The organism is Frankia sp. BMG5.60, assembly GCF_059428125.1.
Genome location: NZ_CM182091.1, coordinates 5,725,409 through 5,742,289, shown reverse-complemented (window position 1 = coordinate 5,742,289; position 16,881 = coordinate 5,725,409). Strand labels below are relative to the sequence as shown.

15 protein-coding genes are annotated in these 16,881 nt (G+C 74.3%); 5 read left to right on the top strand and 10 right to left on the bottom strand.

Going from position 1 to position 16,881, the window contains the following annotated elements; all coding sequences use genetic code 11:
• Positions 1 to 35: 35 nt before the first annotated feature.
• Positions 36 to 557, bottom strand: coding sequence for a MarR family winged helix-turn-helix transcriptional regulator (locus tag AC5R91_RS23530; protein ID WP_495393491.1), 522 nt, complete (start codon positions 555 to 557; stop codon positions 36 to 38).
• Between the two features lie 336 nt (positions 558 to 893).
• Between AC5R91_RS23530 and AC5R91_RS23525 the strand changes: the two genes are divergently transcribed.
• The gene (locus AC5R91_RS23525) at positions 894 to 2,036 is read left to right on the top strand and encodes an Mrp/NBP35 family ATP-binding protein (RefSeq protein ID WP_495393490.1); all 1,143 of its coding nucleotides are present in this window, start codon (positions 894 to 896) and stop codon (positions 2,034 to 2,036) included.
• Positions 2,037 to 2,554: 518 nt separating this feature from the next.
• On the opposite strand, the gene tatB is transcribed toward AC5R91_RS23525, so the two are convergent.
• The 4 genes from tatB to sigE form a co-directional block, all read right to left on the bottom strand.
• Positions 2,555 to 3,076 carry a Sec-independent protein translocase protein TatB gene (gene tatB / locus AC5R91_RS23520; protein ID WP_495393489.1) on the bottom strand — a complete coding sequence of 174 codons (522 nt, stop codon included), beginning with the start codon at positions 3,074 to 3,076 and terminating at the stop codon, positions 2,555 to 2,557.
• A gap of 66 nt (positions 3,077 to 3,142) precedes the next feature.
• Positions 3,143 to 5,386 carry a S1C family serine protease gene (locus tag AC5R91_RS23515; RefSeq protein ID WP_495393488.1) on the bottom strand — a complete coding sequence of 748 codons (2,244 nt, stop codon included), beginning with the start codon at positions 5,384 to 5,386 and terminating at the stop codon, positions 3,143 to 3,145.
• 1,419 nt (positions 5,387 to 6,805) lie between these two features.
• Positions 6,806 to 7,543 carry an anti-sigma factor family protein gene (locus AC5R91_RS23510; RefSeq protein WP_495393487.1) on the bottom strand — a complete coding sequence of 246 codons (738 nt, stop codon included), beginning with the start codon at positions 7,541 to 7,543 and terminating at the stop codon, positions 6,806 to 6,808.
• Complete coding sequence (gene sigE, locus AC5R91_RS23505; protein WP_495393486.1) at positions 7,540 to 8,349, bottom strand: RNA polymerase sigma factor SigE; 810 nt, start codon at positions 8,347 to 8,349, stop codon at positions 7,540 to 7,542. The genes AC5R91_RS23510 and sigE overlap by 4 nt, the downstream gene beginning before the upstream one ends.
• Positions 8,350 to 8,514: 165 nt before the next feature.
• On the opposite strand from sigE, the gene AC5R91_RS23500 reads away from it, so the two are divergent.
• The 3 genes from AC5R91_RS23500 (at position 8,515) to AC5R91_RS23490 (ending at position 11,401) form a co-directional block, all read left to right on the top strand.
• Positions 8,515 to 9,177, top strand: coding sequence for an O-methyltransferase (locus AC5R91_RS23500; protein WP_009742078.1), 663 nt, complete (start codon positions 8,515 to 8,517; stop codon positions 9,175 to 9,177).
• A 178-nt stretch (positions 9,178 to 9,355) separates the two neighbouring features.
• Positions 9,356 to 10,897, top strand: a complete 1,542-nt coding sequence (locus tag AC5R91_RS23495; protein WP_495393485.1) for a hypothetical protein — start codon at positions 9,356 to 9,358, stop codon at positions 10,895 to 10,897.
• Between the two features lie 135 nt (positions 10,898 to 11,032).
• Positions 11,033 to 11,401: a hypothetical protein gene (locus AC5R91_RS23490; RefSeq protein ID WP_495393484.1), complete on the top strand. Its 369-nt coding sequence runs from the start codon at positions 11,033 to 11,035 to the stop codon at positions 11,399 to 11,401.
• A 69-nt stretch (positions 11,402 to 11,470) separates the two neighbouring features.
• Here the strand turns inward: AC5R91_RS23490 and AC5R91_RS23485 are convergent, their stop codons facing one another.
• The 3 genes from AC5R91_RS23485 to AC5R91_RS23475 all read right to left on the bottom strand — a co-directional run bounded on the left by AC5R91_RS23485 (position 11,471) and on the right by AC5R91_RS23475 (position 14,079).
• On the bottom strand, positions 11,471 to 13,237 hold the full coding sequence (locus AC5R91_RS23485; RefSeq protein WP_495393483.1) for a leucyl aminopeptidase family protein: 1,767 nt from the start codon (positions 13,235 to 13,237) through the stop codon (positions 11,471 to 11,473).
• Positions 13,238 to 13,328: 91 nt separating this feature from the next.
• Positions 13,329 to 13,496 (bottom strand): DUF3117 domain-containing protein, encoded by a 168-nt coding sequence (locus tag AC5R91_RS23480; protein ID WP_011438211.1) that lies wholly within the window; start codon positions 13,494 to 13,496, stop codon positions 13,329 to 13,331.
• Positions 13,497 to 13,716: 220 nt separating this feature from the next.
• Positions 13,717 to 14,079 carry a DivIVA domain-containing protein gene (locus tag AC5R91_RS23475; protein ID WP_495393482.1) on the bottom strand — a complete coding sequence of 121 codons (363 nt, stop codon included), beginning with the start codon at positions 14,077 to 14,079 and terminating at the stop codon, positions 13,717 to 13,719.
• Positions 14,080 to 14,093: 14 nt separating this feature from the next.
• Here AC5R91_RS23475 and folP point away from each other — a divergent pair, with 14 nt between their 5' ends.
• A complete protein-coding gene (folP, locus tag AC5R91_RS23470; protein WP_495393481.1) occupies positions 14,094 to 15,113 on the top strand; it encodes a dihydropteroate synthase in 1,020 nt (339 codons plus the stop codon).
• 178 nt (positions 15,114 to 15,291) lie between these two features.
• Here folP and AC5R91_RS23465 read toward each other — a convergent pair whose 3' ends face one another.
• Positions 15,292 to 15,906 (bottom strand): LOG family protein, encoded by a 615-nt coding sequence (locus AC5R91_RS23465; RefSeq protein WP_495393480.1) that lies wholly within the window; start codon positions 15,904 to 15,906, stop codon positions 15,292 to 15,294.
• Complete coding sequence (locus tag AC5R91_RS23460) at positions 15,903 to 16,853, bottom strand: LOG family protein (protein WP_495393479.1); 951 nt, start codon at positions 16,851 to 16,853, stop codon at positions 15,903 to 15,905. Before AC5R91_RS23460 ends, AC5R91_RS23465 begins: the two co-directional genes overlap by 4 nt.
• Between the last annotated feature and the right edge of the window lie 28 nt (positions 16,854 to 16,881).

Genomic DNA, 16,881 nt, shown 5'->3' with positions numbered 1-16,881 from the left:
CCGCACCCGCACCCGCAGGGATGATATGGCCGAGCTCACACGCCCTTGCCGCACCCCCCGGCGCCGGCGTCCCGGTCGCGCCGCGGGCTGAGCCGCCCGAGCAGCTCGGCGAGCTGGTCCTGCTCCGCCCGGCTGAAGTGGGACAGCACGTGCCGTCCCACCCCCTTCAGGTGGGTCCCGGAGGCGGCCCGAAGCCGGTCGAGACCCTGCGGCGTCAGGGTGGCGAGCGTTCCGCGGGCGTCGGACGGACAGGTCCGCCGGGCGACCAGCCCCTCGCGCTCCAGCCGATCGACCAGCCGGGTCAGCCCGCTGCGGGACAGCAGCACCGCCTGCGCCAGCTCGCTCATCCGCAGCTCGTGGGTCGGCGCCTCGGCGAGCTGGACGAGCACGTCGTAGGAGGCCAACGGCAGGTGGTGGATGGCTTCCAGCTCGGCCTCGAGCACCCTGGTGACGTGCGCATGCGCCTGCAGCAGCCCCCGCCAGGCCCGCATGCCGCGCTCGTCGACCCAGTCCGCGTCGGTCTCGGAGCTGGCGCCGATCACCTCTTCGACTGCCATCGCGTCCTCCCGCTGCCGCCTCGATCAGCCTATGCCGTAGCGTGCCCCCACCGGCTCGCCCGCCACGGCCCCGGCCGGGCCTGGGGCGCCGCCGCGCGTCCCAGAATCCAGGTCACGGCGATCGGCCCGGTTTCGAGTCGGGTATCCGACAGGCCCGAGAACCGGCGGGCCACATCGATCGACAACCACCGGTACCACCGGATTCATCCGGGTCCTGGCACCCGTGGCTCACACCTGGCCGGCGGGCCAACGCCGGCGAGCTTTCCGCGGGCTATCGTGGAGCCAACAGCGGCTCCGAGGGCCGCATCTGATGCCAATCAGTGACTGAGGTTTCCCTTGTCCCCATCCCGGCCTTCCTCCGACGCGATCCAGTCGGCTCTGGCGACGGTGCACGATCCCGAGATCGGCCGCCCCATCACGGAGCTGGACATGGTCTCGTCGGTCCACGTGCTCGACGACGGCTCGGTTGACATCACGGTGCTGCTCACCGTGTCCGGCTGCCCGATGCGCGATGAGATCATCAACCGTGTCAGCCGTGCTGTCAGCGCGGTCGAGGGGGTGCGCGAGGTCCGCGTCGACCTGCAGGTCATGACGGACGAGCAGCGCGCCGCCCTGCACACGAAGCTGCGCGGCGGCATCGCCCCCAAGGTGATCCCGTTCGCGCAACCGGGCTCCATGACCAGGGTGTATGGCGTCGCCAGCGGCAAGGGCGGCGTCGGCAAGTCCTCGATCACTGTGAACCTGGCCGCGGCGATGGCCCGATCGGGCCTCTCCGTGGGCGTGCTCGACGCCGACATCTACGGCCACTCCGTACCGCGGATGCTCGGCATCGAGCGGCCGCCCACCCAGGTCGAAAAGATGATCATGCCACCCCAGGCGCACGGCGTCCGGGTCATCTCCACCGGCATGTTCACCCGCGGAAACCAGCCGGTGACCTGGCGAGGGCCGATGCTGCACCGCGCCCTTGAGCAGTTCCTGTCCGACGTCTTCTGGGGCGACCTCGACGTCCTCCTGCTGGACCTGCCGCCCGGCACCGGTGACATCGCCATCTCCCTGGCCCAGCTCGTGCCCTCCTCCGAGCTGCTGGTGGTCACCACCCCGCAGCTCGCCGCCACCGAGGTCGCCGAGCGCGCGGGCACCATCGCCGTGCAGACCCGACAGAACGTCGTCGGCGTGGTCGAGAACATGGCCTGGCTGCCCTGCCCGCACTGCGGGGAGCGTGTCGACGTCTTCGGCTCCGGCGGCGGCGCCGCCGTGGCCGAGCGACTGACCCGCGTCCTCGGCCACGACGTCCCCCTGCTCGCGCAGGTCCCGGTGGACGTCCGCCTGCGCGAGGGCGGCGACAACGGCCTCCCCCTCGTCGTCGCCGAGCCGGACGCCGAGGCCAGCAAGGCCCTGCGCGCCGTGGCCGACCGCCTCACCTACCGCTCCCGCGGCCTCGCCGGCCGCAGCCTCAACCTCACCCCCGCCGGTCGCTGAGCGCATCCCCGAAGCACGGCCCACGCCCGCGGGCGCCCGGCCCCCCGGTGACACCACCGGCCCCGGCCGCCCGCGGGCGTCCTGCTGCCGCCTCGCTCCTGCCTGGAACGATCGAGCCCCAGTCCACGACTCCCGACGTAGTCCGTCGACGCGGCTCAGATGATCAAGGGTGGGCCCCACCGCGGCCGCGTTGCGGTGCGCTGTGTACGGTCTGGGCCCACAGAACGTACATTCCGTACCGCAATGCGCCGCCTCCCGCCATCCAACCTGGATGATCGTCGCGTCCGCGGACCTGTGCCCGCGGCATAACCTGCCACCGCGAAGGCTTGGCACGGTCCCGTCGGTTCCGCGGAACCGCGTCGGCGCCGTCGGAGGCCAGCCCGACGTCAGGACAACCCCGACGCCCATGACCACACGTTCCCCACGACCATGCCTCGATTGTCGGGGGTCAGGTGGCACCACCACGACGCCTGATCACAACCACATACGCGACCTAGTCGGCCGCGGGGAGAGTCGGCTCAGGTGGCGTCGGGGTCGAAGGGGGCGGCGTCCGGCTGGGCGGTGGGCTGGGGCGGGACGGCGCGGGAGGCGGTCGCCTTGGGGGACGACGACTTCGACAGCAGCGCGGGCGTCGACGGGGCCGGCGGCGCGGGAATGTCGGCGGCGGGGCGGCCGGGCTCGCGGGAGGCGTCCTTCGGCAGGGAGGACTTCGTCAGCGACGGGGTCGCGGGCGTGTCGTCGCCGAGGAGCAGCGCGTCCAGCGCGGTCCGCTTCGTCAGGTACGGCGGCAGCGGGGGCTCGTCCTCGAACAGGTGCTTGCGGACGAAGGTCTTCGGATGCAGATCCCGGATGTCGAGATCGGCGAATTCCGGGCCGAGCTCGGACCGGAGATCATTGCGCATGCCGTTGGCCATCTGCCGGAGCTGGCGGAGCATGCGCCCCGCGTCCCGGGCCGCCTTGGGCAGCCTGTCCGGGCCGAAGACGAACAGGCCGATCAGCAGCAGGACGACGACTTCACCCCACCCGACACCGTTGAACACCGGCTGAGCGTACCTCTCCCCATGATGCCGCGCGGAACTCCTGGGCAACGAAAGGATGTCTAATACTCAGTTCTGTTGTTCCTGGAGTGTCATTTGGGTGGTTGCGGTAACGCCGCCGCGCACGTAGGTGACGGCGACCTTGTCGCCCACCCGGTGCAGCCGGGCCGCCACGAGCAGATCGTTCGTCCCGCGGATCGTGTTCGCGTCGATCCGGGTGATGACATCGCCGACCCGCAGGCCAGCCCGGGCCACGGGGCCGTCGGGAACGAGGCTGACCAGCCGAGCGCCGGGCACCCCGCCGGTCGCCGTCGCCTCACCCGCGGTGACGGTCGCGGCCGAGGCGCCGACATAGGGATGGGTGGCTCGACCGGTCGCGATGAGCTCCTGGGCGACGGAGCGCGCGAAATCCACCGGGATGGCGAAGCCCACGCCGATGCTGCCGCTCTGGGTCTGCTCCTCGTGGCCGGGGACCGCCGCGATCGCCGCGTTGATCCCGACGACCTGCCCGAGCGCGTCGAGCAGGGGGCCACCGGAGTTCCCCGGGTTGATCGCCGCGTCGATCTGGATCGCGCCGATGAGGACCGTGGGAGCGCTGCCGTTCTCGGCCGGCACGGTCGGATTGCGATCCAGGGCGCTGACGACGCCGGTCGTCACCGTCCCGGACAGGCCCAGCGGCGCCCCGATGGCGACGACCGGCGCCCCGACCACGAGGGAACCGGACTGGCCCAGCGTGGCGGCGGGCAGCGGCGTCGGGGCGGGAATGCGCAGCACGGCGAGGTCGGTCTGCGGGTCTCGCCCGACGAGCTGGGCCTGGATCTGACCGAACTCCTGGTAGCGACGCACCGAGATCGGGCTGCCGCTGGCGACCGCGGACGCGATGACATGGTTGTTCGTGAGGATGAAGCCGTCGGAACTGATGATCACTCCGGAGCCGGTGCCGCCGCTGCCGTCGTCGCCCACCCCGCCGACGTCGACCGTCACCACGGTGGGCAGCGCGGCCGCGGCGATCGCGGCGACCGTGCGGCGGTCGGTGACGGGAGCCGGGTTGCCGACGGCGAGCGTCTTCACCGGTTGGACGCTGGTGTCGCCCGTGGTGATGGCGACCGCCAAGCCGCTGATCGCACCGCCCAGCAGCCCCGCGACCAGCACACACGCCAGCAGTACCCGCCGGCCGAGGACGACCGGGGCACCCCCCAGCCCCGCGCCGCCGCCCGGCGCCGACCGTGGCGCCGGGGACGCGGGGTACGCGGAGCCGGCATCGCGCTCGTCATCGCCGTCACCGCCGCCTCGCGGATCCGGCTTCGCCTCCCCACCGGGACCGGCGATCCCGACGCGCCGAGCGGGCCGCAGGGCCGTCACCGATCCGGCTCCCCGGCGGGACTCCCGCGCCGGCGCGACACTCACCCCCGACCCGGCGCGTCCACTCGGAGCCGGCCTGGCTTCGGTGGCCCGGCCAGCACCCTGCCCGCGGGCGCCGGTCGCCGCCGACCCGTCGCGGGTTCCCGTGACCGACTGCGACCCGGCGACAGCGGTAAAGATCCCTGCGGCCTGTCCGGTGGGCGGCCGGCTACCCGCAGTCGCCGATGTCGACATCGCCGGCCGCTCCACCCTGCTCGCGGCCGGCGAGTCGCCGATGGGCTCGCCGCGAAGGTCAGCGGCATCCTCGTGGACGACTCCACCGCGTTGGGCTCCGGCACGCTCAGCACCGGCACGCTCGGCACCGGCACGCAGGCTCCAGGTCCGGCCGCCGACCCGGGTGACGCGGTCCGCACCGTCCGGCGTGGCCACCGTGGCACCAGGGCCGCCGGTGCCACGGCCGGAGTGCCGTCCGTGCCGGGCGCCGGTCGACGGACGCTGCCCACCCTCACCGGGCGGCGGCACCGGAGGCCGGCGGGCCGCGGGACGCGCTGCCGGCGCCGGAGCCGCCCGGTCCTGGTGGGCCGCTTCCGGCCCGGCCGACTCCGAACGCGGACTCACTGCGCCCTTGGTGTGCACGTCGTCGAACACCTCGAGCCCGTCGGTCGCGCCGGTAGCGCTCGCCCGCAGCCCGGCGTCGTCCCACGTGGGCAGCACGCCGTCGGACGCCGACGGCGCGGAGCCGTCGGCCGACGTGACGCCGTCGGACGTCCCGGCCGCACGCGCGCGCTCGACGCGCCCTGCGGGCTCACGATCCCCAGCCGGCGCCGCTCGACGCGCCGGCGCAGCCCCCGGCGTCGGTGTGGTCCCCGGCGTCGGCACGATCCCGTGGGCCGGCGTGGTCCCCTGAGTCGGCAGGGTGCCCTGAGTCGGCAGGGTGCCCTGAGTCGGCAAGGTGCCCTGAGTCGGCAAGGTGCCCTGAGTCGGCAAGGTGCCCTGAGTCGGCAAGGTGTCCTGGGCCGGGACGGTCGCCGCCGGCGGTGCGGACCGCCGGGCTCCCGAGGTCGGCATCGCGCGCACGGGCGGCTCCGGGACGGCGTGGGTGGACGGGCTGGAACCTGTCTGGGAGCCCAGTCCGGCGGCCTGGGTTCGCGGGAGGGTGGCCCCGGCGCGCAACCCGGACCGCCCCGCCGCGGGAGCACCCGCCGCGGGTTCGGAAGACGCCGCCGGCCTGCCGTTCCGGGCGGCCAGGTCGGGCCGGACAACCCCGGGCGCAGGCACCTCAGAGGGAAGCGTTGCAGAGGGAGGTGCTGCAGGCGATGGCACCGCGGGCGGAGATACCTCGGACCGGATGACCGGCTCTCCCGCGGCCGACGGAGCGCCGGGCCGAGGATCGGTGGAGGGGGGCCAGGCAGCCCGAACCGCGCCGTTGAAGCTCCGGGGCGGCGGGCTGGCGGGCATCGCCGCCGAGGTCGACGGGATGGTCGTCTCGTCCCGGACGCCGGGGCCGGCCGACCGCCGATCCATGCCCCGCTCGACCAGAGCCGAACCGCCGGTCCGCACAGCGGTCCCAGCGGCACCGGCAGAAACAGCGGCACCGGCGGGACCGCCAGAGGTGGCCGGAGCCGCGGGACCGGCCGGAGCCGCGGACCTGGCCGAAAGGGCGGACCTGGCCGGAGCAGCCGGAGCAGCCGGATCGGTGGGGCTGGCGGCATCGGCATCACCGGCGACGGGCCGGCCGGCGGCCGACCCGGCCGGCCCCGATGTTGCGGTGGGCGCGAGGTCGGTGGGCGCGAGGTCAGTGCGTGCCGGACGGCCGGCCGGCTCGCCGGCACCGGAGTGTCGCCCGGCGGGCTGCGGCTCCCCGGTCGGTTCGGTCCCGCCACACCCGGGCATGGCGGACGGATCGATGACCACGGATGACCGTTCGAGGCGCCGCGGCCTGTTCGGCGTGTCAACCGGCTCCATGCTGGCGATCGCCGCCTTGTCGTCGTTGCCGTCCACCACGACCTCCCGACTCGCTCGTCGCGCGACACGGCGGAACACCGGCAACCGGTTCCGTCCTGGGAGGCCCCGCGCAACGACTCCGAGCGGGTAACACGGTAAAGCCTCACATCAGAGCAGAGGAGACCTCTCCTGCTGAACAGCCGAAAAAAGACTTTTCAGGTATCGGTCAGTAGCATCCTCCCGCCACCCTGACGGGGGTGAAAGCGCCGTCGGTCTCCGCTGCTCCGCGCGATGACCGCCACGTGCGGGCACCCCCGGAAGGGAACACGGGGGCAGCACGGACGCGGCCGACACGGGCCCGGTGGGTAAGCAAATGTTTCCGCGACGTTCAGTACTCGTCAACGGCGGACGTCCGGGAACGCCACGTCAACGGCGCAACGAAACCTTCATCGGCGCGAACATGGGGATCAGGCGCAGGGAGCCACCGGCCGGGGAGCCTGGGGCAACCACGGAGGAAACGGTCGGCACGGCGATGGGACCGGCTGGACGGGCGTTGCCCCGACCGTCCGAGACGGCGGCGCCGGTGACGGCGAGCATCAGCAGCGCGGCGGAACCGAGCAGGGTCCGACGCATGCTCGAGCGGCCCAGGCCGGGCCGCGGGGGTGGCGACGGCCGCCGACGAAGCCGATCACGCGATCCACCCGGGCGAGCCCCCTGCCGACGCCCGGCGTCCGGCCGCGCGGCCCGGGATCCAGGCCTCGTCCTGCCGGGCAGCTCAGTGGATCCGCGGCGCGATCTGCGCCGGGACGCCACCCGATCGGACGCCACCCGATCGGACGGCTGTGCCGCAGACCGGCCGTGGCCGGTGGCATCGGGTCGGCTGGGCGCACGCCTGGACGGCGACGAGGGCAAGGGACGGTGATCGACCACGGTGCGATTCGGCCGCGGCTCGCCCGCGCCGATGCGCAGCAGCCGGGCGGCGACGTCGTCCGGCAGCGCCGGATCGCCGAGCGCGACCAACCGGGCCTTCACCTGGCGGAGCGCCACCACCTCACGCTGGCAGTCCGCGCAGCCGGCGAGATGCGCGAGCGCACGGTCCCGCGCATCGTGATCAAGCTGATGATCGATGAGGGGCGAGACCCGGTCGCCGAGATGCTCGGTCACGCGGGCCGCTCCGCGGGAGCACCACCCTTGCCTCCGGCGGGGACGGCTCCACGCCGCCGCCCGCCCCTGCCACGCCCGTCGTCGCGGCTTCGTCGCGAGGCGGGCGAGGCGGCCAGTTGATCATGATTGGCATCGGCGACACCGGGCGCATCGGCTCGGCCGGCCAGGGCCGCGGGACTGGCGTAGACGTCCTCCGCGTCCTCGGCGGCGGCCAGCACGGCGCCGTCGGCGGTGCGGGGCGCCCGGTCCGCCAGCGCCGACCGCAGCATCGCCCGTCCGCGCGAGATCCGGCTGCGGACCGTGCCGAGCTTCACACCGAGTGTCTGGGCGATCTCCTCGTAGGAGAGCTGTTCGATATCGCACAGCACCACAGCGGCCCGAAAGTCGGGTGGCAGCGCCGCGAGCGCCGCCTCGACGTCGGCGTCGAGGTGAGCCTCGGCGTAGACCGCCTCGGGGCTGGCCTCGCGCCCGGCCAGCCGCTCGGTGTCCTCGGGCAGCGCGTCGAACCGGATCTTCTGTTGCCGGCGCATGCGATCGAGGAAAAGGTTGGTCGTGATCCGGTGCAGCCAGCCCTCGAAGGTGCCGGGCGTGTAGTCCGCCAGGGACCGGAACACGCGCACGAAAACGTCCTGCGTGAGGTCCTCGGCGTCGTGGGCGTTGCCGGTGAGACGGTAGGCGAGCCGATAGACCCGGTTGCCGTGCTCGCGGACCACGTCCTCCCAGGACGGAGGCACCCAACCGGAAGCATCTGAGGTGGCGGCGGCGCCGGCGGCGTCGGAACCCGCCCCGGAGTCCTGTGCAGCCACGGCCGCCTCTCGGTCGGTTCGCGTCGAACGTACCCGACGAGCCGGCCAGGGAGCGGCGAATCCCGCTGCGGACACCGATGTTTCTCCCCTCGTTCCTCGACACGATGCGCGTTGACCAGATGAACGCGCCTCTATGCTCTCCCGTTCCCGTAGGCTGCGGGTGTCATGCCGGACACCGACATCGGCGAGCTTGACTCCGCCGCCGCCTACGCCGAGGGCTTCCTGCTGGAAGACCCGATCCTTCGTGCTGCCCGCGCCCGCGCCGAGGAGGTCGGGATCGTCCCGGTCAGCCCGGGTGCCGGCGCGGTCCTGCGTTTCCTCGCCGCCGCCGTGAGCGCCCGCGCGGTTGTCGAGATCGGCACCGGTACCGGGGTCTCCGGTACCTGGCTGCTGCGCGGGATGCGGCCCGATGGAACCCTAACCACCATCGACGTCGAGGCCGAGCACCTCCGGCTGGCGCGCCGCACCTACGCCGACGCCGGGATGGCGCCGGGCCGCAGCCGGCTCATCACGGGCCGCGCCCTCGACGTCCTCCCGCGCCTCACCGATGGCGCCTACGACCTGGTGTTCTGCGACGCCGACCGCCGAGAGGGCACCGAGTACCTCACGCAGGCGCTGCGCCTGCTCCGCCCGGGTGGAGTGGTCGTGTTCGCGGGCGTGCTGGCCGAGGGCCAGGCGGCCGACCCCGGCGCCCGCGGCCCGGACGCGGTTGCCGTCCGCGAGCTCGCCACCGCCGTGCGCGATGACGTCCGGCTCACCCAGATGCTCCTCACCACCGGCGGCGGCCTGCTGGTTGCAGTGGTCGCCAAGTCCTCACCTGTCGGTTAGGACCTGCGGGGGTAGCCCGGGGTAGCCCGTAAGGGTCATCCTCCGGCCGGTCGACCGTCCTGGCAGCAGTCTTGCCCGGACGCGGCGCCCAGGCCCGGTGCCGTGACTGGCCCGAACCCGCCCGCCACCGCGTTGCGCCGAGGGCCCGACCCGCTCGGCGCGTAAGGTGCCCTCAAGCGTGACATTTCGACGCCTTGGGGAGTGGATGGCACCGGCGGCCCGGGAGTACCGGCGCTACGACGACTTCGGCGGGTACGAGGGCGATGGTCGCGATACCCACGCCGATCGCGGTGCCCACGCCACTCGCGCCGATCGGGCCCGTTCGGGCGCCTACCCGGACACCAGTGCCCGCGGGGATCGCCGAGGCTACGACGGCCCCGGCGGATACCAGGATCACGGCGGCCACGACGGCGGCGGGGGCTACGACGGCGGCGGGGGCTACGAGGACCCCAGGGCCGCCTCCTTTGACGACCGCCGCCGCTACGACGACCGCGGGGGCTACGGCAACCGGGGCTACGACAACCGCGACGGCCATGCCGGCCGCGCCCCCTACCCCCGTGATCCCGACAACGGGCGCGATCCCTACGACGGCCGCGGAAACCACGACGGCCGCGGAGACCAAGACGGCCGCGGCCGGTACGACGGTCCCGATGAGTACGCCGGCCGCGGGGGCTACGGCGATCGCGGCACCCCGGTCGATCGCGGCACCCCGGTCGATCGCGGCACCCGGGACGATCGCGCCGCCCAGGGTGGTCGCGAGAGCCATGCCGACCGCGGTAGCCAGAACGACCGCGGTAGCCAGAACGGTCGCGGTAGCCAGAACGGTCGCGGTAGCCAGAACGGTCGCGGTAGCCAGAACGGTCGCGGTAGCCGCCCCGTCCACGATGAGCACACCGACCCCGGCATCCACACGAACCGCCGCGAGGGCGCCGACCGCGCCGCCCGCGGGGCCTACATCGGCCGCGGGAGCTATGACGGCGGCGGGGCTGGTCTCGCCGGCGGCACGGGCTACCGCACGCGCGCAGGGGCCGATCCTCGCGGCGGGGCCGACGAGCGGGATGCCGGGCCGCCCGGCGCCGCCGCGCGGGACGGCCTACTGCCCTACGTCGCGATCGTGCTGGTCGTGGCCATCCTGGCCGGCGCCGCCGGGTACGCGCTGAACCGGATGGTGGGACCGGCGCACCGGACGCGTACGGCGCCGACCGCGAGTCCGGGTCCGGCGATGCCACCCGCGGCGAGCCCGGGGGCGGCCGGCACTCCGGGAATCCCCACCGCGACCGGCACGGCCGGCCCAGCCCAGGGCGGTGCCGGCGGCCTCCTGACGAGCCTCACCGCCGAGCAGGTCGCGATCAGGCTGGCCGAGGCCGGCCTGCCGTTGCACACGACCATCGTCTACACCGCCGCCACCGACCCCGACCGGCTCCTGGGCACGGCGGGCGGCTACTCCAGCCGGATCGCGTTCAGCGACTCCCGGGTGGGCTCGAACGAGGTGGCGGGGGCGCCGGCGGGGGCGATCGAGCGCGGCGGCGCCGTCGAGGCGTTCCACGACGCGGCGGCCGCTCAGCGGCGGGCCGCCCGGCTCCTCACCGTCACCGAGGACAATCCACTGGTCACAGAGTACGTCTACGTGCGGGGCGGCGTGGTCCTCCGCGTCTCCCTGGTGCTGACCGACGGGCAGGCGAAGGGCTACGAGACGGCGCTGCAGCGGCTGGCCTCCTGAGCGACCGACCACCCCGGGCCGGGCTGGCGGGGCCGGGCTGGCGGGGCCGGCGAGGCTGGCCATGGCCGGGCGGGGCCAGCCGCCGACCGGCGTCCGGCCGTTTACGCGGGTCCGTCCCGCGGGGAAGGATGCTTCATGAACATCCGGGAGTTCTACGGCGAGCAGCCGCGGCGGCAGGCCTCCACCGAGGTCCCCTTCGGGGACGGGTGGACCGACCACCATGACATCCACAGCACCTACCGGCTGAGCTGGGTCGAGGACACCCGGGAGATCTACTCGGTCCGCGAGCCGCACCCCGGCGGGATTCTCGCCCGCTACCTCGACCAGCTCCGCGTCGACCAGGCGGACATCGACGAGCTGCGGGTCGAGGTCCTCGCGGTGGCGGACCGCGAGGCGGTCGAGGCGGCGCTGGCGGGCTGGCCCGCGGTGATGGACGAGCACGACAGCCTGCGCTGGGCCCGCCGCCAGCTCACCAGCCTGAGCTCGGCCGGGGCGGCCTCCTGACCGGCGCCCCGCGCCGCCCCGCCCCGCGCCGCCCCGCCCCGCGCCGCCCCGCCCCGCGGGTACCGGTCGCTACCCGACCTGGGCTGACGCCTCCGCCTGCGTCGGTGTGATCACGTCCGCCGGCGACGTGGCGTCCGCGGCCAACCAGCGCAGCAGGGTACGGACCCCCCAGCCCGTGCCGCCACGGCTGATCTCGCCGTCGTCGGAGTCGGACCGCGCCGTGCCGGCGATGTCGAGATGGGCCCACGGCAGCTTCCCGGCGAACTCGCGCAGGAACAGCGCGGCGGTGATGGACCCGCCGCCGACGTCCAGCGCCCGGCCGATGTTGGCCAGGTCCGCGACCGGCGAGTCGATCGCCGGCCGGTAGTCCTCGGTGAGCGGCAGCCGCCACACCCGCTCCCCGGCGGACTCGGCCGCGGTGGCCAGCTCCGCGGCGAGATCGTCGTCGGAGCTGAACAGGCCCGCGGTGCGCCGGCCGAGCGCGACGGCGATCGCCCCGGTGAGGGTGGCCAGATCGACGACGACGTCGGCGCCGAGCTCGCCCGCCGCGTAGGCGAGGCCGTCTGCGAGGACCAGGCGCCCCTCGGCGTCGGTGTTGAGCACCTCGACCGTCGTGCCGCCCCAGCAGGTGATGACGTCGCCGGGGCGCATGGCGTTGCCGCCGATCATGTTCTCCGCGATGCAGAGCAGACCGGTCACCCGACCGGGCACGCCGAGCGCCGGCAGCGCGGTCATCGTCCCCAGGACCGCGGCCGCGCCGGACATGTCGGTCTTCATCCCGATCATCGACACGGCCGGCTTGAGCGAGAGGCCGCCCGAGTCGAACGTGATGCCCTTGCCGACGAGAACGCGATGGCGGGCGGCACCAGCCCCGTCGTACTCGATCCGGACCAGCCGCGGCGGGCGCGGCGAACCCCGGCCCACGGCCCGCAGCCCGCCGAAGCCCTGCTCGGCCAGTTCCCGCGGGCCGAGCACCGTCGCGGTGAGGCCGGCCGCGGTCGCGATGCGCACGGCCCGGTCGGCGAGCCATTCCGGCGACTTCACCAGGCTCGGCGTGTTCACCAGATCACGGGCGATGTACACCCCGAAGGCCACGGCGCGGGCCGCCCGCAACGCGGCGAGCGCCGCGGGATCCGCCGCGAGGTCGGTGACGACCACCACCTCGCGCAGCGACCCGCCGGCGGGCGCCGACGCCCCGCCGCCCGCGTCCACGGCAGGACCGGCGGCGTCGACGCCGTCGAGGCCGGCATCGTCCACCGTGATCTCGTTGACGTTCAGCGCGTCGCGACCGGGCGCCTCGGCTCCGGCCCCGGGCAGGGTCCGGGCGTCCGCGCCACCGCCCGCGGGACGGCCGGGCTGACCGGCCCGTTCCAACAGCCCGGAGACGCGGTAGGAACCGAGGGCGACTCCCTCGGCGAACGCCCGCAGTCCGACCGGCGCGGGCTGCGCGATCACCGCGAGCCGCGCCGCCGCGCCGGCCCGGCGCGCCACTGCGGCGCCGGCGGCCCGCCAGTCCCCCGGCTGGCCGGCGCCGACTCCCACCACGAGCAGCCTGGTGATCGAACGCTCCGCGCCGGTGAGCGGGACGACCAGCACGGACCCGGCGTCACCGCGCAGGGACTCGGTCTCGACGAGTCGGTCGAGGTCCACACCGAGATCGGCGCCCACCCGCCGGGCGGCCGCCTCGAGGACCGGCTCGCCCTCCCCCGCCGCCAGCACGACGGCGACGACGGAGGCCGCCGCGTCGGTGGCGCTCCCGGACCGGAGAGTGATCTCCGGCGGCGACCCGATGAGAGCATCGAGCACCGGACTCGACGCGGATCCGTCCATGGTCATCTGACCCTCCCTCATCGCCGCCGCCTCGGCCTCCGGTCCGGCCGGCCCCGCTCAACACGGGTCGGCCGCCGGCGCCGGTACGCATCGACAGCTAGCTGACCGCGGTCTTGAGGGCGTCCCCCAGCGCGCTCGCCTCGTCGGCGGTGAGTTCCACAACGAGCCGACCGCCCCCCTCCAGCGGGACACGCATGACGATGCCGCGCCCCTCCTTGGTCACCTCGAGCGGACCGTCACCCGTCCGCGGCTTCATGGCCGCCATCGGTGCACCTCTTCCTGCAGTCGGACCTGCGTCTGGCGACGATTATCCCGTAGACCGGACCGCAAACCGAAACACGTCTCCCCGCGGCATCACAACGGTCGGCGGCGCCGGCATCGGACGGTGGGTGTCCGGTGTCGACGGGCGCGCCCGCGGTCGGTCTCGCGTGACCCAGATCGACCGTCCGTCAACGGGATGCCGAGACGCGCGGGACGCGGGCCGGTCAGTCCTGCGGCTTGTCCAGCGGCACGACGGGGTGCTCCTGCACCGACGGCTCGGGGCCGATGCGCGCGAAGGTAGCCAGCCGGACGAGTTCGTCGTCGCGCCGGGCCAGCTCCTCGTCGCGCCAGGCCAGCTCCTCGGCCAGGCGCAGCAGGACGGCGTCGACCTCGGCCATCCGGTAGCCGCGCGGTGCCATCGCGAAGCGCAGTCGGGCGACGTCGCCCGCCGTCACCGTGCCGGCGGGCAGGCCGACGGAGGCGCCGTCGGGCGGCGCGGGGGCGAGCCGATCGAAGCGGCCGACGGCCAGCGCGGCCACGGCGAACACGACGGCGGCCACGATCACGATCTCGACGACGAGCACCACGGGTCGATCGTGCCATGCCCCGACCACCCTGGTCACCCCGCCCGATCTGGCAGTCTGGCCGGGTGGACGCCGACCCCGCCGAGACGACCGCCCCGACGCCCCGCCCTCCGATCGGTTCCCCCACCGACTCCCGGACCACCACGACCTCCCGGACCACCACGACCGCCGCGTCGCCGCTGCGGCTGGGGCGGCGGGTGTTCGGACCGTCGGAGCTGGTGGTCATGGCCATCGTCAACCGCACGCCGGACTCGTTCTTCGACCGCGGCGCGACGTACGGGCAGGCCGCGGCGCTCGACGCCGTCGACCGCGCCGTCGACGACGGGGCGGGGATCATCGACATCGGCGGGGTCAAGGCGGCCCCCGGCGGCGAGGTGAGCCCGGCCGAGGAGCTTCGCCGGGTCGGCGGCTTCGTCGCCGCGGTCCGCGCGCGCCATCCCGACCTGGTGATCAGCGTCGACACCTGGCGGGCGGCGGTCGGCCGCGTGGTCGCCGGGGAGGGCGCCGACCTGCTCAACGATGCCTGGGGCGGGGTGGATCCGCAGCTCGCCGAGGTCGCCGCCGAGTTCGGCACCGGCCTGGTCTGCACCCACGCCGGGCATCTGCCGCCCCGGACCCGGCCGCACCGGATGACCTACGACGACGTCGTCGCCGACATCGTCACCACGACCGTGGGTCTCGCCGAACGCGCCGTGGCGCTGGGGGTGCGCGCCGACGCGGTGCTCATCGACCCGGGTCACGACTTCGGCAAGAACAGCCGGCACTCGCTGGAGGCCACCCGGCGGCTGCCGGAGCTGGCAGCCACCGGGTGGCCGGTGCTGGTCGCCATGTCGAACAAGGACTTCGTCGGGGAGGCCCTGGACACCGGGGTCGACGAACGCCTGGAGGGAACCCTCGCCGCGACGGCGATCAGCGCCTGGCTCGGCGCCCGGGTCTTCCGCGCCCACCAGGTGGTCCCGACGCTGCGCACGCTGCGGATGGCTGCGGCGATCCGCGGCGACGCCGACCTCGCCGTCGCCCGCCGCGGCGTCGTCTGACCCGCCTCCCATCCCCATCCCCGGACCCGGACCCGGCCGCTTCCTCACTTCCTCACTTCCTTACTTCCTTGCCCTTCCGGGGGACGAACCAGACAGAAAACCCCCCAGAAGGGCAGGGAACGCCGAACGCCACTGGACGGGCAGGGCAGCAGGCCGACGGCTCGGGGCAGGGCCCCACTCAGTCGCCTTCGATGATCTCCCGGTCGGTCGGCTGCGACGGGGCGACGCCGGCGCCCGCGGGGACGGCGCCCGCCGGCGCGGCGGCCTCCAGCCGGTCGAGGGCCTCGTCCACGCTGTCGGCCCAGATCAGCGTGTCGCGGGCGACCGGCCGGACGAACCCGCCCTCGACGAGCTCGTCGACGAGCAGCCGCAGATGACCGAAGACCCCGCCGGGGTCGAGGACGACCACGGGCTTCGTGTGCAGGCTCAGCACCCGGGCCACCCAGATCTCCAGCAGCTCCTCCAACGTGCCCAGCCCACCGGGCAGCGCGAGGAAGCCGTCGGCGCGGGCGTCCATCAGCGCCTTGCGCTCCCGCATCGTGTCCGTGACGATCAGTTCGTCCGCGTCGGTGTCGCTGACCTCCAGCGCCAGCAGCGCGCGCGGGATCACCCCGATGGTGCGGGCGCCGCCGGCCCGCGCCGCCAGGGCCACCGCCCCCATGCACGACACCGAGCCACCGCCGGACACCAGGGTGTGGCCGCGCCGGGCGAGCTCCGCCCCGGTCCGGGCCGCCAGCTCCACGTGGGCTGCGTCGATCGCGGACGAGGACGCGCAGTAGACGCAGATGTTCACGGTTCCCGCACCTCCGGACGGGGCGGCTCGGCGTGCCCGGCCGTCCCCTGCACGATGATGCGCACCGCCTCGTCGACGTCGTCGGTTATCGCCAGAATCTGCAGGTCCGATTCCTTGATCAGGCCGGCCGACAGGACGGTGGAGCGCAGCCACTCCACCAGGCCCGACCAGTACTGCGACCCGATCAGGACCACCGGGAACCGGGTGACCTTGCCGGTCTGGACGAGGGTGAGCGCCTCGAACAGCTCGTCGAGCGTGCCGACCCCGCCGGGAAGGATCACGAACGCCTCGGCGTACTTGACGAACATGGTCTTGCGCACGAAGAAGTACCGGAAGCTGACGCCCAGGTCGACCCAGTCGTTGAGCCGCTGCTCGAACGGAAGTTCGATGCCGAGGCCGACCGACAGCCCGCCCGCCTCCTGGGCGCCGCGATTGACCGCCTCCATCGTCCCCGGCCCCCCGCCGGTGATGACGGCGAAGCCGGCCTCGGCGAGCGCGGCGCCGAGGCGGCGCCCCTGGGCGTAGATCGGGTCGTCCGCGGTGATGCGCGCCGAGCCGAAGACCGTCACGGCCCGCGGCAGCTCCGCGAGCAGCCCGAAGCCCTCGACGAACTCGCTCTGGATGCGCATCACCCGCCACGGGTCGCCGTGGACGAAGCCCGACGGGCTACGGGTGTCGAGCAGCCGCTGGTCGGTGGTGGAGCGTTCGACCTGCCCGCGACGGGCGACGACCGCGCCGCGGAACTGCTCCGGCGGCGGGTGGCGGCGCTCCCGACCCGACGGGGCGGCCGAACCGGCACCGACCCGCGGGCCTGCGGGCGTGGCGGGCGTCCGCGGTGTGGCGGGGGTCTGCGGTGTGGTGGGGGTCGACTCCTCCTCTGGCGGGGGCGGGGGCGCGGCCGTCTGATCCGAATCTGAGGGCGGCATCACCACGGCACCATAGGACACGGCTCGAACATCGCCAGATGACGTGGCC

Bases quoted from the DNA above. Each gene is read 5' to 3' on its own strand.
- AC5R91_RS23480 (WP_011438211.1), bottom strand. From the start codon at position 13,496: ATGGCGGCCATGAAGCCGCGGACGGGTGACGGTCCGCTCGAGGTGACC.
- AC5R91_RS23530 (WP_495393491.1), bottom strand. From the start codon at position 557: ATGGCAGTCGAAGAGGTGATCGGCGCCAGCTCCGAGACCGACGCGGAC.
- AC5R91_RS23500 (WP_009742078.1), top strand. From the start codon at position 8,515: ATGCCGGACACCGACATCGGCGAGCTTGACTCCGCCGCCGCCTACGCC.
- AC5R91_RS23490 (WP_495393484.1), top strand. From the start codon at position 11,033: ATGAACATCCGGGAGTTCTACGGCGAGCAGCCGCGGCGGCAGGCCTCC.
- AC5R91_RS23485 (WP_495393483.1), bottom strand. From the start codon at position 13,237: ATGACCATGGACGGATCCGCGTCGAGTCCGGTGCTCGATGCTCTCATC.
- folP (WP_495393481.1), top strand. From the start codon at position 14,094: ATGCCCCGACCACCCTGGTCACCCCGCCCGATCTGGCAGTCTGGCCGG.